Annotated in this window: 14 protein-coding genes and 1 riboswitch; of the genes, 13 read left to right on the forward strand and 1 reads right to left on the reverse strand. The window is 58.7% G+C overall.

Annotation, left to right across the window (positions count from 1 at the left end):
- The first annotated feature begins 11 nt into the window (after positions 1–11).
- Genes rpoZ through EJ997_RS03370 form a run of 4 tightly spaced genes read left to right on the forward strand, consistent with a single transcriptional unit; the run spans position 12 to position 4,740 of the window.
- Positions 12–281: a DNA-directed RNA polymerase subunit omega gene (gene rpoZ, locus EJ997_RS03355; protein WP_126703332.1), complete on the forward strand. Its 270-nt coding sequence runs from the start codon at positions 12–14 to the stop codon at positions 279–281.
- Positions 281–1,522, forward strand: coding sequence for a bifunctional phosphopantothenoylcysteine decarboxylase/phosphopantothenate--cysteine ligase CoaBC (gene coaBC / locus EJ997_RS03360; RefSeq protein ID WP_126703333.1), 1,242 nt, complete (start codon positions 281–283; stop codon positions 1,520–1,522). Before rpoZ ends, coaBC begins: the two co-directional genes overlap by 1 nt.
- A gap of 13 nt (positions 1,523–1,535) precedes the next feature.
- Positions 1,536–2,726, forward strand: a complete 1,191-nt coding sequence (metK, locus tag EJ997_RS03365) for a methionine adenosyltransferase (protein WP_126703334.1) — start codon at positions 1,536–1,538, stop codon at positions 2,724–2,726.
- Positions 2,727–2,757: 31 nt separating this feature from the next.
- The gene (locus EJ997_RS03370; protein WP_164719760.1) at positions 2,758–4,740 is read left to right on the forward strand and encodes a primosomal protein N' family DNA-binding protein; all 1,983 of its coding nucleotides are present in this window, start codon (positions 2,758–2,760) and stop codon (positions 4,738–4,740) included.
- 79 nt (positions 4,741–4,819) lie between these two features.
- Here EJ997_RS03370 and EJ997_RS03375 read toward each other — a convergent pair whose 3' ends face one another.
- A complete protein-coding gene (locus EJ997_RS03375; protein WP_126703336.1) occupies positions 4,820–5,440 on the reverse strand; it encodes a hypothetical protein in 621 nt (206 codons plus the stop codon).
- A gap of 333 nt (positions 5,441–5,773) precedes the next feature.
- On the opposite strand from EJ997_RS03375, the gene fmt reads away from it, so the two are divergent.
- The 9 genes from fmt to EJ997_RS03420 all read left to right on the forward strand — a co-directional run bounded on the left by fmt (position 5,774) and on the right by EJ997_RS03420 (position 14,468).
- Entirely contained in the window at positions 5,774–6,682 is a 909-nt protein-coding gene (fmt, locus tag EJ997_RS03380; protein WP_126703337.1) for a methionyl-tRNA formyltransferase, read from the forward strand.
- Positions 6,679–8,091: a transcription antitermination factor NusB gene (locus EJ997_RS03385; protein ID WP_206501781.1), complete on the forward strand. Its 1,413-nt coding sequence runs from the start codon at positions 6,679–6,681 to the stop codon at positions 8,089–8,091. The genes fmt and EJ997_RS03385 overlap by 4 nt, the downstream gene beginning before the upstream one ends.
- A gap of 12 nt (positions 8,092–8,103) precedes the next feature.
- Positions 8,104–8,766 (forward strand): ribulose-phosphate 3-epimerase, encoded by a 663-nt coding sequence (gene rpe / locus EJ997_RS03390; RefSeq protein WP_126703338.1) that lies wholly within the window; start codon positions 8,104–8,106, stop codon positions 8,764–8,766.
- A gap of 347 nt (positions 8,767–9,113) precedes the next feature.
- Positions 9,114–9,232: riboswitch (FMN riboswitch) on the forward strand.
- 61 nt (positions 9,233–9,293) lie between these two features.
- On the forward strand, positions 9,294–10,040 hold the full coding sequence (locus EJ997_RS03395; RefSeq protein ID WP_228201565.1) for an ABC transporter permease: 747 nt from the start codon (positions 9,294–9,296) through the stop codon (positions 10,038–10,040).
- Positions 10,040–11,017: an ABC transporter substrate-binding protein gene (locus tag EJ997_RS03400; protein WP_126703340.1), complete on the forward strand. Its 978-nt coding sequence runs from the start codon at positions 10,040–10,042 to the stop codon at positions 11,015–11,017. The genes EJ997_RS03395 and EJ997_RS03400 overlap by 1 nt, the downstream gene beginning before the upstream one ends.
- Before the next feature lie 218 nt (positions 11,018–11,235).
- Positions 11,236–11,499, forward strand: coding sequence for a phosphoribosyl-ATP diphosphatase (locus EJ997_RS03405; protein ID WP_126703341.1), 264 nt, complete (start codon positions 11,236–11,238; stop codon positions 11,497–11,499).
- A 10-nt stretch (positions 11,500–11,509) separates the two neighbouring features.
- The gene (hisG, locus tag EJ997_RS03410; protein WP_126703342.1) at positions 11,510–12,352 is read left to right on the forward strand and encodes an ATP phosphoribosyltransferase; all 843 of its coding nucleotides are present in this window, start codon (positions 11,510–11,512) and stop codon (positions 12,350–12,352) included.
- Positions 12,349–12,864 (forward strand): PH domain-containing protein, encoded by a 516-nt coding sequence (locus EJ997_RS03415; protein WP_126703343.1) that lies wholly within the window; start codon positions 12,349–12,351, stop codon positions 12,862–12,864. The genes hisG and EJ997_RS03415 overlap by 4 nt, the downstream gene beginning before the upstream one ends.
- A gap of 188 nt (positions 12,865–13,052) precedes the next feature.
- Complete coding sequence (locus tag EJ997_RS03420; protein ID WP_126703344.1) at positions 13,053–14,468, forward strand: MFS transporter; 1,416 nt, start codon at positions 13,053–13,055, stop codon at positions 14,466–14,468.
- Positions 14,469–14,517 lie beyond the last annotated feature (49 nt).

Raw genomic sequence — 14,517 nt, forward strand, 5'->3', positions numbered from 1 at the left:
GAAAGGCTGACATGTACGGAACTGTGCCAGAGCCGGAAGGCATCACCTACCCGCCGATCGACGATCTTCTTGAGAAGGTCGATTCGAAGTATGCCCTCGCGGTCTACTCGGCGAACCGAGCCCGACAGATCAACGACTACCGTCAGGAGCTTATGAGCGCCGACGGTAACGTCGTCCACGTCGGACCGCTTGTTGCCTCCGATCCGGAGGAGAAGGCGCTGTCGATCGCGCTGCGCGAAGTAGTTGAGGACAAGCTCGTCCTCGAACCCACCGAAGACTAATGTCTCTCATTGAGCCTGGGGCCCACGGTCAAACCGCGGGCCCTTCGCGCATTGTTTTAGGCGTGACCGGGGGGATTGCCGCCTACAAGTCGGCGATCCTGGCCAGGCTACTCATCAAGGCGGGTCACGACGTCCAGGTCGTGCCGACCGAATCCGCGCTGAACATGGTAGGGAAGTCGACGTTCGCTGCGCTATCCGGTAATCCGGTGCACACCTCGGTGTTTGATGACCCGGAGGGAGTTGAGCACGTTCAGGTTGGCGATGAAGCAGACCTCCTCGTTATTGCTCCCGCGACCGCGAACACGATCGCAAAGCTTGCCCACGGTATCGGCGACAACCTGCTGACCGCTACCGCACTTGTCGCAACATGTCCGGTTCTCATCGCGCCCGCCATGCACACCCAGATGTGGAATCATCCGGCAACCAGGGCGAACATTCAGACCTTAAAGAACCGCGGCGTTATCGTCATCGAGCCCGCCGAAGGCAGGCTCACCGGAGCGGATTCTGGCGTCGGACGGCTTCCCGAACCGGAACAGATCGCCCAGACGGCACTCGGTCTGCTCGAAAAGCAGGACCTCGAGGACAAGCGCTTTGTGATCTCGGCTGGCGGCACGCGCGAGCCGATTGACCCCGTGCGGTTCCTCGGTAACCGTTCGACGGGTAGGTTTGGAATCAATCTTGCACTCCAGGCAGCTCACCGCGGCGCACATGTCGACCTTGTGGCCTGCAACATCGACGGCGCCATGCTTCCGAACCACCCTCGAATCACCGTTCACCCGGTTGGTTCAGCATCTCAGTTGCAGGAGGCCATGGTGTATTTGGCCGATGGGGCGCAGGTCCTGATCATGACTGCCGCCGTGGCTGACTTCCGACCCGCAACGTCCGGGGAGTCGAAGTTCAAGAAGGACGGACACTCCACTCCGGACATCACGCTCGTCGAGAACCCGGACATTCTTAAGGGCCTGGCGTCAGATCGCTCTCACGGAGCATTCGTCGTTGGCTTTGCTGCCGAGACGGGTGACGAGAATGGCAGTGTTCTTGATTACGGCCGGAAGAAGGCCAAGACCAAGGGCGCGGATCTTCTCGTCGTCAACAAAGTCGGCGAAACCGCCGGATTTGGTGATGTTGACACGGCGATCACGATCCTCGATGGAGATGGTGAGATTCAGACCGAGGGAGCTGGAACAAAGTCTCAGATGGCGGGAATAGTTCTCGACAGCATTTCTTTGTCCCTGTCCTAATTAGACTGGTTCCGTGCAACCTTTTACATCAGAATCTGTGACTGCCGGACACCCCGATAAAGTCTGCGATCTTATCTCCGACCGAATCCTCGACGCGATCCTTACCAAGGACCCGAACGCTCGAGTTGCTATCGAGACGATGGTGACAACCGGTCTCGTTCACGTCGCCGGAGAACTGAACACCGAGAGCTATGTGGAGATTCCTCAGATCGTCCGCCAGGCTCTTCTTGACCTCGGCTATTCCTCCTCGGAGGTAGGGTTCGACGGACGCTCCTGCGGCGTCTCGGTCTCAATCGGCCAGCAATCCCAGGACATCTACGACGGTGTCCACAACTCGCTGGAAGCACGCGAGTCCGATAGCGAAGTCGAAGAATACGAACGTGAGGGTGCGGGCGACCAGGGCCTGATGTTCGGTTACGCAACAAACGAGACCGACGTTCTCATGCCCATGCCGATCTTCCTCTCGCACCGCCTTGCGGAGCGGCTTGCCGAGGTCCGCCAAAAGGGCATTGTTGCCGGTCTGCGCCCGGACGGCAAGACCCAGGTCACCGTCGACTACGACGATGCTCATAAGCCGGTCGCTATCAACACGATTGTGGTTTCCTCCCAGCACGACGCCGACGTTACGCAGGAGCAGCTGAGGGAGACGTTGACCGAGCAGGTCATTAATCCGGTTATCGAGAAGTACGCCTCGCACCTGAAACGTGACGGCATGAAGATTCTCATTAACCCGTCGGGACGATTCGTTATTGGCGGCCCCATGTCCGATGCTGGATTAACGGGACGTAAGATCATCGTCGACACCTACGGTGGTATGGCACGCCACGGCGGCGGTGCCTTCTCCGGTAAGGATCCGTCCAAGGTTGACCGTTCCGCCTGCTACGCGGCCCGCTGGGTTGCAAAGAACATTGTTGCCGCCGGCCTTGCGGAGCGTTGCGAGGTGCAGGTTGCCTACGCGATCGGCCAGGCCAACCCCGTATCCGTCCGCGTTGACGCCTTCGGCACGAACAAGGCACCGCTCGATGCCATTGTCAACGCCGTGAATAAGGTCTTCGACCTGCGTCCCCTCGCCATTATCGATGAGCTTGACCTCAAGCGCCCGGTCTACGCGAAGTCGGCAGCCTACGGCCACTTTGGTCGCGAGATTCCCGAGTTCACGTGGGAGCAGACCAACCGCGTTGAGGATCTCCTTGCCGCGATGTGAATCTGACCGAATAACGTGGTGAACTAGGAGGGTGCCCCACGCTCTCTTCGATCTTCCAAGCCAGCCCGCCCTGTTACAAGCAGAGCGGGCTGTGCGCACCGTCGAATCGGAGCACCCTGACCCGGTCGCGAGAGTTGTGCTCGATACCCCATTCTCATGGCCGGAAAAGTACTACGACTACCTGATCCCCGAGAAGCTTCACGAAAAAGCCCTCCCCGGTGCACGCGTACGGGTTGAGTTTGGATCCAAGCGTTTGACCGGCTTCCTGAGGGAGCGAACAAACACGACTGATTCGCCCAGACTCAGACCCCTCGTTAACGTCCTCGGTGAGCCGGTTGTCACGGAGGAGATCTTTCTGCTGGCAGAGCAGGTGGCCCGCGACAATGTCTGCTCAGTACATGATTTCCTGCGGGGCGCCGTTCCACCCCGTCATGCGCGTGCGGCCAAGACCATTCTCGAGTTGCCGGCACCGGTCTTCGATGAAATTGAGATGCAGGGTGGTGCTTTCGACAGCACTGATTCATCAAGTGATGCTTCCTCTTCGACAGCATTGCCCACCTACGATCTCCTTGATGGACATGAGAAGCTTCTGCTGGCAGGCCGGTCGACGTGGCAGCGGGTAGCTGCATCCACTCAACTGGCGCTGTCGAAGAACGTGAAGGTTCTGATCGTCTGCCCGACATCCCTCGATGTGAAGAAGTGCCGCCAAGCAGTTGTGAATCTTCTTCCCAAAGAACCCATTGCACTCCTAGAAGCTTCCGCATCGGCGGAAACCCGCTACCGGCATTACCTGTCCGCGCTGCTGGGGCGCACTCGTATCGTCATTGGTACGCGGGCCGCTGCGGCAACTCCGATCAATGCTGGTCTGCTGATCGTTGTCGACGAGCAGAACGGCGCCATGAGGGACAAGAGGAGCCCGTACCTGTGGGCAGATGACGTCCTCCGGGCACGGAAACAGATCGGTGAACATCTGGGCATGGGGGAGAGGACGCTACTGCGGTTCAGCTACCCTCCCAGACTCACGCTGAACGAGTCCGGGGTTGTCACCGGCGGTGAATGGCCCAAGGTGACTCGTGCCGAACAGTGGGCCGGGGATCAGCGGGGCATTCTTCCCAATGCGGCCTTCGAGACCATTCGTAAGGGCCTCGAGTCGGGTGCTGTTCTGATCGCGGCACCCCGAGCAGGCTACGTTCCCGCCCTCGCGTGTGCCAGTTGCGGGAAGCGAGCCGTGTGCCAAGACTGCGGCTCCTCCATCGCAGTGCCCAAGGCAGGAAGCAACGCATCATGTACCCGGTGCGGAACAGGGCAGTGGCGGTGTTCCTGCGGCTCAACCAAACTCCGTGCCGTAGCTCGTGGCTCCCAGCGTCTTGCCCAGGAAATTGCGCGTGCTTTCCCCAGTGTTGAGGTCGATTCGATCCGATCGGGAACCGAATCATCGGGGTCCCCGATTGTCATCGCCACCCCGGGAGCCGAACCCGACCGGGAGTTTTCGGCCGGCGTGATTATTGATGCTGGGGCACGGCTCGCAAGCCTGTCACTCGATGCTGAAATTGAGACAATTGGACGTTGGTCCCGGGTTGCGATGAAAGTTTCGGATCATCTCTTGCTAGCTGGGGGAGTACCCCCGCACCTGGCACATGCGCTCGCCAATAGGGACCTTGGGTTTCTCATGCCATTACTGGAAGAGCGGGAAATTCTTGGACAGCCGCCGTTCCACCGGTGGTTCCACGTATCCGGCAAGAAACCCGATATTCAGCGGCTGCTTGGAGAAGTAGCTGCGAGGCTCGAAGGAGAAGCACCACCGGAGCAGGGCATCGCCGCACTACTTTCTGGCGGAGGCCGCCAAGTCTTCGCAGAAGGTATTCACCTCGTGGGCCCTACCGAGGATGAGACCGGCCTCAGCCTCTACCTGCATGAGAGAACGCCATCCAAGAGACTTGCCCGCGCACTCAGGGACTCATTCCAGCACCTCGGACAGCTTGCGGTTCGTGTGGAGGCGGATCCGATTCTGTAGAAAACTGGTGATGTTCAGCAGGCCCGAAGTGCGGTATCACGAGAGAGCCGCTTTGCGGATGTACTTTGTATGGCTTGTTTCAGTCGGCCCGGGTGGGATCAGCGAACTCAAATATGATCTCAATTTCAGGATCAACTGAATGGATGATCCCCGTGTAGAAGACACGTGCCTGCTCTTCGAGAAGGTCCCGGTTGTCATTCACGTGCTGATACATGACATCGTCATTCAACAGTTCAGTGATGAGGTCTGGAGTGTCAATATCGGGCGTGACCCAGCTGATCAGGCCATTGTCTTCGAGGGCCGTCTTAAACTCGACTTGGTCGTGCCCGATGAACTTGAACTCGGGGATACGGACGAGCAGGACATCCTCACCTTTCTCTTCAATTACGACTTCCTGACCGTCTAATCCGAGCTTGGCTCGGTAGTTGTACTGAAGAAATAGCGTTCTTCCCGTGCCGGGAATATCTTGTCCAAATACCTGTCGAGTTTCTCGCCGCTCGTCGATGCCTTGGATACCGAGGCTTAGCAGAACAACCTCTTCCTCGCGGTCGAGAGAGTGAACAACCTGAGTGTTATGCGACTCTTGGCCAATCCCGAAGATGTTCCTGACACCGGTGTTGACGGCGAAACCGAGCAGTAGGCCGAGGATGATCAGGCCCGCTCCGATCGGGACCCAGTACTTCGCCAATGCTACTTTCATTTCCCTGGACTCCTTTGACGCTGAGTCAGTCACAGCGGCCCCCTCATTAGACTTTCTCGCCCGGACTAGGCTTCAACTCTCGCCTCGTTGCGATACGCCAAGATTATCCCATTTGGAGGTGCTATCTAAGTCAGAGGTGAGACTTGCTCGATCGGATATCTTCGATGCATTCGGAGCTTGGTGAGTTACGCAAATTTATGCTGCGGAATGGCCGGTGTTGCGGAGATTGCTTCGGTGGACAATCATGACTGGGCAGGTGTTTCAGCGGCTCTTGCACCGCTTGCCAAGAGCGGCAAAATGTTTCGAGTTGTGAACGCCCATTAGACTTAACTCATGCGCATCATCTTTGCCGGTACACCTGTTACCGCCGTTCCATCGCTAGATCGGCTTGCCTCTGAGCACGAGGTTATTGCTGTTTTGACGAGGGCGCCTGCTCTTGTTGGACGGAAGCGTGTTCTCACGCCATCTCCCGTTGAGCAGCGCGCTCGTGAACTCGGCGTCGACGTGCTCACTCCCAAGTCTCTCCGTGATGAGGAGATTCAGGAATCCATTAAAGAACTGGCCCCTGATGCTGTGGCAGTTGTGGCTTACGGTTTGTTGATTCCACCGGCATTGCTCGAGGTGCCGACTCACGGCTGGGTGAACCTACACTTCTCGCTTCTCCCGCAGTGGCGCGGTGCCGCGCCGGTCCAGTACGCGGTTGCCGCCAGCCAGTCCGAGACGGGCATAGCGACCTTCCAGATCGAGAAGGGCCTAGATACTGGTCCGGTTTTCGACATGGAGAAAGTTGAGATCGGTCACCGAGAGACCGCTGGAGATCTGCTGGAAAGGCTTTCGGTACAGGGCGCCGATCTGCTGTCGAGGACGATGAAGAGCATTGAAGACGGAACGGCAAACCCGGTTCCTCAGGAGGGGGAGCCGACTCACGCACCGCAGCTGAGGGCAGCCGATGGCAGGCTTGATTTAACTCGTTCGGCTCGGGAGCTTGACGCACAAATCCGCGGATTTACGCCAGCTCCGGGATGTTGGACGACGTGGAATGGTGACCGGGTCAAGGTTGGTCCAGCTGAACCCGTGGATGTTGATCTTTCCGTTGGTGAAATTCTGATTGGCGACGATGTTCTCCTCGGCACTGGTGAAGGTGCGCTTCGTTTGGAGAAGATAGCTCCTCCTGGAAAACCCTGGATGGATGCGGGGGACTGGGGCCGCGGAGTGCGTGAGACGGTAGTCTGGAACTCATGACTGAACGCCCCGATAACTGGCGCCCCGCGCGCATGCAATCCGATCCCGCCCGAGTTGTTGCCCTCGATGTCCTGGAACAGGTACGCGATGGGGCATACGCGAACATTGCGCTTCCCGCGACTCTTAGACGAGCGGACGTTCGGGGCCGGGGACGAGGCTTTGCCACGAACTTAACGTATGGCACGCTACGCATGCAGGGGCGGTGGGATGCGATTATCTCCCAGTGCGTTCAGGGCCGTCCTTTCGATGAGATTGATCCCCTTGTTGTCGACATCCTGCGGCTCGGTGCCCACCAGATCCTTGGACTCGACGTGCCGATCCATGCCGCGATGAACGAGACCGTGAACCTCGCCCGCAACGAGGTTGGCTCTGGTGCCTCCGGCTTCGTCAACGCGGTTATGCACCGCATTTCCGAGCGGACAAACGAGGAGTGGGACCAGGTTCTCGCGGAAGTCCTGGGAGACGAGGGACCTCACGCTATTCTTGGTGCACAGACCTCCCACCCTGCGTGGATTCTTGACGTGTACGAGAAATCCCTTGAAGCATCGGGTCGCACGACCGAGGATCTCGGCGACCTGCTTGCCGCCAACAACGAACCCGCACGTGTTGCTATTTCCGCCCGCGCTGTTTCCCGCGAGACCGTTCTTGCCGATGCTGAAGAAGCACGCGCCGTCACGACCGACGGTGTGCTGATGCCTGAGGCAATTGTGTTGGAAAAGGGTAACCCGGGTCGCATGCGTTCGATCCGCGATCATTCCGCGGGTGTTCAGGACGAAGGATCGCAGCTCGTTGCATACCTGACCGCGGGTGCTCCGCTTGAGGGAAGCGATAGCGAATGGCTTGACATGTGTGCTGGTCCCGGTGGCAAGACCGCCACGTTGGCTATGCTCGCAGCCGACCGGGATGTCACGATCTTTGCGAACGAGCTTCACGGGCACCGCCTCGATCTTGTTGCCGATGCTGTTGACCCGTTCGACAATGTTGTTCTCCGCGAGGGTGATGGTCGTACGCTTGCGAAGGAAGAGCCGGGTCGTTTCGATCGCGTTCTCGTTGATGTTCCCTGCTCCGGCATTGGAGCCCTCCGCCGCAGGCCGGAGGCCCGCTGGCGCAAGACCGTCGAGGACGCTGAGGGTATGCGGGAACTTCAGATTGGGCTGCTTGAAGCGGCACTCGATGCAGCTCGGCCGGGTGGCCTGGTTTGCTACTCCACGTGTTCACCGGACGTTCGGGAAACGCGAGAGATTGTGGACACGGTGCGTGACAGGGTCGACGTCCTCGACACTGTGGAGATCGGCAAGGATATGGTTGTTCCTGGGACCCTTGATTCGATCACCGGACCGTACATGCAGCTGTGGCCTGATATGCATGACACTGACGCCATGTTCGCTGCACTGCTCATCAAGAAGTAGGAAGAGGTAGCCATGAGCATTCTCATTTCACCGTCGATCCTGAACTCCGATATCGGCAATCTTGCCGGGGAGCTGGACAAGATCTCGGGAGCTGACTGGGCACACGTGGATGTCATGGACAACCACTTTGTTCCCAACCTGACCTGGGGTCTTCCCGTCATTGAGGCCGCTAAGAAGTATTCGTCGATTCCGATTGATGCCCACCTCATGATTGAGGACCCGGACCGCTGGGCACCCGCCTACATTGAGGCCGGCGCAGCATCCGCCACCTTCCATGCCGAGGCCGTCAAGGCCCCAATCCGGCTTGCTCGGGAGATCCGTGGCATGGGGGGCCGAGCAGGACTTGCCCTGAGCCCGGCTACTCAGATCGATAACTACATCGACATTCTTGACGAGTTCGACATGGTTTTGTGCATGACCGTAGAGCCTGGTTTCGGTGGGCAACCGTTCCTTTCCTCCGTTATGCCGAAGGTGGAGCGTCTGCGCGAACTCATTGACAAGAAGGGTCTCGAAACCTGGATCCAGGTCGATGGCGGAGTCAGTGCCGACACGATTGCTCAGGCAGCCGAAGCCGGTGCCAACAACTTCGTGGCCGGCTCCGCTGTCTACAAGGCGGAAGACGCAACTCAAGCAGTAACCGACCTCCGTGAGCTTGCCAGGAAGCACAGCCACTGACACTCATTTCACCCACCTAGGAGAGAAGCCTGAGCCAACGCTCAGGCTTCTCTCCTACGGGAGCTCATGCTCCATCCAAGACATCGCAAAAGATGGGACCGTGCACGGGAATAACGCGAGGCCGACTTCGCTTTTCGTGGCAAAGCTCCTGGGGATAAGCAACTTTTTGTGGATAATTCGACGCAATGCTTCTTGAGGGGCCCGCTCGTGGATCTCGGTATCCGTTGAGGAAAGCTCTGCAAAAGTTTTTGCTCCCCTTGCTCGCTGTATATCCGTGGACTGTGCTCGCTCATAGCGAGACGTGGGCACGGTCTCAGCCTTTCCCGTTTGCTCAGTGCTACGATGGTCTTGTGTTTCGGGGTCGGTGAAAATCCGAGCCGGCGGTTAAAGTCCGCGACCCGCGCAAGCGGCTGACGAGGTGAAACTCCTCGACCGACGGTCAAAGTCCGGATGGGAGGAACACGTTAGGCTGTCACGCCCTAAGTGCGTGACGCGTGCCCGCTGTCCCCGAAATGCGCGGAGGACAGGTGCGGCGACTAGCTCCCATCATTTTCGGGCTTGCTGTCATAGCTCTTTGGTGGGCTGTTGCTGAAAGCGGCATCATCGAATCCTATTTCCTGCCCCACCCAATCAAGGTATGGGACACTCTCGTGCTTGGGTGGACCGAAGGCGATCTGCGCCCTGCAACAGGAGAAACGATAACTGCAGCCGGTTTGGGCTGTCTCGTTGCCGCTGTCCTTGGTATCCCGCTGGGATATGCGATCGCCAAGTCGAAGGTCGTGGCCTCAACGTTTGGACCGTACCTGGCTGCCTCACAGGCAGTTCCTGCTGTCGCCCTAGCACCGCTGCTAGTCATCTGGATTGGGTACGGACTGCCGTCGATTACCGTGCTGTGTACGATCCTCGTCGTTTTCCCGGTTGTTATCTCAACCGCCCTCGGTATCCGAGAGCTCGACCACGAGGTTATTGACGCCGCTCGGCTCGATGGTGCCGGAGGCTGGGACCTGTTCCGCAGGATTGAGATGCCGCTGGCGATGCCATCCGTTCTTGCCGGCATTCGCACCGGCTTCACACTTTCCATTACCGGCGCTGTTGTCGGCGAGATGGTCATGGGCGGGGATGGTTTGGGGGCCGCCTTGGCGGCAGGCCAGGGGTCTACCGCCAACGTGGCTCATCTCTTTGCGGTTATCGCAGTACTTATTGCTCTTGCTGTCACCATTTATCTCCTCCTCACACTGTTGGAGCAGATTTCGGACCGGAACAGGGGTTCTTAATGAAGAAAACAGGTCTTAAGAAGCTCGTCGCAGCATTCGCGACCGTATCGATGCTTGCAGCGTGTGGGGGAGGAGACGAGGAGGACTCAACGATCACCGTTGGGCTTACCTATATTCCCGATGTTCAGTTTTTCCCGTTCTACGTCGCGGTAGAAAACGGCTACTTCGAGAGCGCCGGTGTTGAGGTCGATATCCGCCACCACGGGGCCCAGGAGTCGCTGTTCACGGCACTCGCAACGGGAGAGGAAGATGTGGTGTTTGTCAGCGGCGACGAAGTTCTCTTTGCTCGCGCTGAAGGCATGGATGTCACGTCCATCATGACGCTGTTTAGCGAATACCCGTCGACACTCATTGTTCCGCAGGACTCCGATATCGAGACCCCCGCCGATCTCGAAGGACGGTCAGTTGGGCTCCCAGGGGAGTACGGCTCCAACTATTTCGGCCTGCTCGCAATGATCGATGCCTACGATCTGGAGAACGTGGAGGTCGAGTCGATCGGTTTTACTCAGATGGCGGCGCTGTCCAGAGGAGACGTTGATTCCGTCATCGGCTTCGTCAACAACGATGCGGTTGCCATGGAATCCCAGGGCTTTGACGTTCGTACCATCGATCTCGCCCCGGATTTGCCCCTCATTGGACCCGGCCTTGCGGTCATGGAAGAGAATCTTGGTGAGAACGAAGACGAACACCGGGCGATCATGGCTGGACTGCAAAAGGCCGTGGAGTTTGCGGAAGAGAATCCCGAGGAGGCTCTCGACATCGTGACGAAGTACGTGCCGAGCATGACCGACCCGGAGGTCCGTGAAGCGGCCACGCTCACGTTCAATGCAACTCTTCCGCTTTACGTGGGTGACGGCAAGGTTGGCACCCAGGATGTCGAACGCTGGGAAGACATGTCGGAGTTCATGGTCGATGCTGGACTCATTGAGGAACTCGTTCCTGTCGATGAGGTCATGACCACCGAAATCACGGGCTGAGGCACGTATAAGGCTCTCACGAGCGGAGACGACTGGCTGATGCGAGCACCAGTGATGCAGTAACCAGGCTGGTGTCCAATCACCTGCTCATGCAGGGTAGGTACCGATGAGGCCGCTTCCTGACGTAGCGCGGGAATTGCTCAATATATTGAGCGGTGGTCGCGCCCGTCCCGCGGGACGGGTGTGACCCCTTCCTTGAAAGGCCGTAGGATTGAGGCGTGAAGAACTTCGAAGAACTGTTTGCTGAGCTGTCCCGCAAGGCCGTGGAACGTCCCGAGGGGTCGGGAACCGTGGCGGAACTTGATGCTGGGATTCATGCCATCGGCAAGAAGATCATCGAGGAGGCGGGCGAGGTGTGGATCGCTGCAGAATACGAGTCTGACGAGCAGGTTGCCCTCGAAGCGTCCCAGCTCCTTTACCACCTCCAGGTCATGCTGATCGCGAGGGGCATCACCCTCGACGACGTCTACCGCTACCTCTAAGGAAGAATCCGTGCTGCGAATTGCCGTCCCGAACAAGGGATCCCTGTCCGAACCCGCTTCCACTCTTCTGAAAGAAGCTGGCTACCGTCAGCGTCGCGATATGAAGGAGCTCGTGCTCCTCGACGAGGTCAACGGAGTTGAGTTCTTTTTCATTCGTCCCCGCGACGTTGCCGTCTACGTCGGCGCAGGAACCGTTGACGTTGGTATCACCGGACGTGACCTGCTCGTCGACTCTGAGGCACATGCAGTCGAACATCGCGCACTCGGTTTCGCTCGCTCCACGTTCCGCTTCGCAGCGCCCGGCGGTTCAATGTCGACGATCGATGATCTTACCGGCAAGCGAATCGCCACCTCCTATGACGTGGTCGTTCGTAAGCACCTCGAGGAGAAGGGCATCGACGCTACCGTCGTCCACCTCGACGGCGCAGTGGAATCCTCGGTGCAGCTCGGCGTTGCCGATGCGATCGCCGATGTTGTCGAGACCGGCTCAACCCTGCGGGCCGCTGGCCTCACCGTGTTTGCCGAGCCTCTCATGACGTCCGAGGCTGTCCTTATTCGCCGTGCGGATGCTGTTCCCGAAGGTCTGGAGATTCTCGATCGCCGGATCCAGGGCGTTCTTGTCGCCCGCGGGTACGTTCTTATCGACTACGACATTCACGCAGACCGCCTGGAAGAGGCAGTCGAGCTCACGCCCGGCCTGCAGTCGCCGACCGTTTCGCCGCTACACGATGGTGAATGGTTTGCGGTGCGTGCCATGGTCAAGAAGGACGACCGCAACAAGGTCATGGACGGGCTGTACGAGGTGGGGGCGAGGGCTATCCTCGTCACCCCGATCCTCGCATGTAGGCTGTGACCCGCGCTTTCCGCCCCAGGTTCGCAAGGATCGTCTGCATGGTGCTGGCGGTGGCTCTTATCCTGGCCACTGCCGCACTATTCGCCGTGTCCCCGTCCTTCGGGATCTACGAATTTCATGCGGTCGACTACATCGGTACCATCATCTTTGTGGCGCTTCTTCTCGGCCTGCTATGGATCCAATACCAGGTGCGGATCGAAGTGTACGACTGGGGTATTCGCGTCAAGAACCTGGTCCGCTCCCACGAGCTTGAGTGGCCTGAACTCATTGCCGTCGAATTTGGTGACGGTCCGTGGGTTCGAATCGACACCACCTCCGGCGAAACGATCAGCGCCATGGCAATCCAGAGCTCAGATGGTGAATTCGCGCGGAAGGAAGCGGTTCGGCTCGCCACCCTTATCGACTACCACTCCACCCCGAAGAAAATGATTAGCGCCAGTTCTCGGCGCCGATCAACCCGCACCGGCAATCGAGTGCTGTCCAACGAGCACGGATACTTCAGCGCTCTGTAGCTTGTGCCCAGCACCGAGTGGTCTGCAAAGCGTACTCACCGCCTGCGCTCAGCGGCTGCTTGTGACGGGAACGTCGAACAGATTTTTACAATACGTCCGCCTTTTCGCACACTATTGCTGACGAAAAGCGGCTGATCTGCGTCCTCGGATTGGCAGAGATTGCCCGGTCACTGTCCTATAGTCAACGGGTGAATAAGACCGAGAGAATCTATTCGTTCCTCATGGATAGGAACAACGATGCAGAGGACGAGCTTCCCGAGGCGGTACGTCAGAACGTGCCCCGGAACGGCCTGCGCCAGGTTCTCGGTAACTCTCTTCAGTCATCCGGCGACCAGATCGTCAACGCTTCAACCGTTCTGCCGTGGCTGTTCTCAGTTCTCGGGGTACCGGCTGCCCTCACTGGTTTCCTCGTTCCCGTACGGGAATCCGGGTCAATGCTCCCGCAAGCATTCCTCACTCCTCTCGTTCTTAAGGTCACCTACCGCAAGTGGGTTTTTGTCACCGGGGCGCTTGTCCAGGCCCTATCCGTGATGGGAATGGCCGGGACAGCGGCGCTCGCCGAGGGCATGACCGCGGGTGTCCTGGTCCTCCTGTTCCTCGTCGCGTTCTCCCTCGGCCGTTGCCTGTGCTCGATCTCCTCGAAGGACATTCAGGGCAGGACGATACCAAAGGGCGAGCGCGGACAAATCAATGGCCTGGCAACCATGGCCTCGGGTCTCGTTGCCATCACCCTCGGCGTGGCAATCCGGATCATCGGCGGCGGGGATCTTTCGGCCTCCCAGCTGGTGTGGCTACTCGTCGGTGGTGGGATCCTCTGGTTTCTCGTGGCGCTGGTTTATGCGGGAATCAGGGAGCCCGCCACCGAGAAGACCACCAAACCCTCGAAGACCGAATCTGATTCTTCGACAAACAAGTCGGGCAACACAAACAATCCCGGCAACACCAGCAAGCCAGACGACACAGGCGCCGCTAAGAAGGACTCCGAGCGTAACTGGTTGAGTCAGGTGGTCCACCTGCTTCGCTCCGACAAGCCTTTCCGCACCTTCGTCATTGCCCGTAGCCTCTTGCTTGTCTCGGCACTGTCGCCACCTTTTATCATCACCATGTCGATCCAGTCGGGAACAAGTGCCCTCGCCGGCCTCGGTGGTTTCGTCATTGCCTCCGGGGTAGCGAACCTTGTTGGTGGCAGGATCTTCGGTCGCGCCGCAGACAGGTCAAGCAGGGACCTCATGAGCTTCGGCGCTGCGCTTGCCTCCACCATCATTATCCTGACAATCCTCGCTCTGACCATCTTCGATATCTCCGGTGAATCCTGGATTGGCGCAGCCATCTTTATCGCCAGCTACTTCCTGCTCCGGCTCACTCACACGGGTGTGCGGGTTGCTCGCAAGACGTACCTGGTGGATATGGCGGAGGGTGATCTTCGGACCACCTACACGGCTGTCTCGAACTCAGCGATGGGAATCATTCTTCTCCTCGTCGGCGGCGTGAGTTCCGCCCTCGCCATCGTCCACATCAACTGGGCGCTCGGCTTCCTAGCAGTCATGGGAATCTTAGGAATCTTCGCGGGCAGGAAGCTACCCGACGTCTCACGTCAGGACTGAGACACTCAGCCCAGAGCCGCTATCGGCACACGAGCAAGCATCGTCACGG

The sequence above is a fragment of the Flaviflexus ciconiae genome, from assembly GCF_003971195.1.
Classification (GTDB): Bacteria; Actinomycetota; Actinomycetes; order Actinomycetales; family Actinomycetaceae; genus Flaviflexus; species Flaviflexus ciconiae.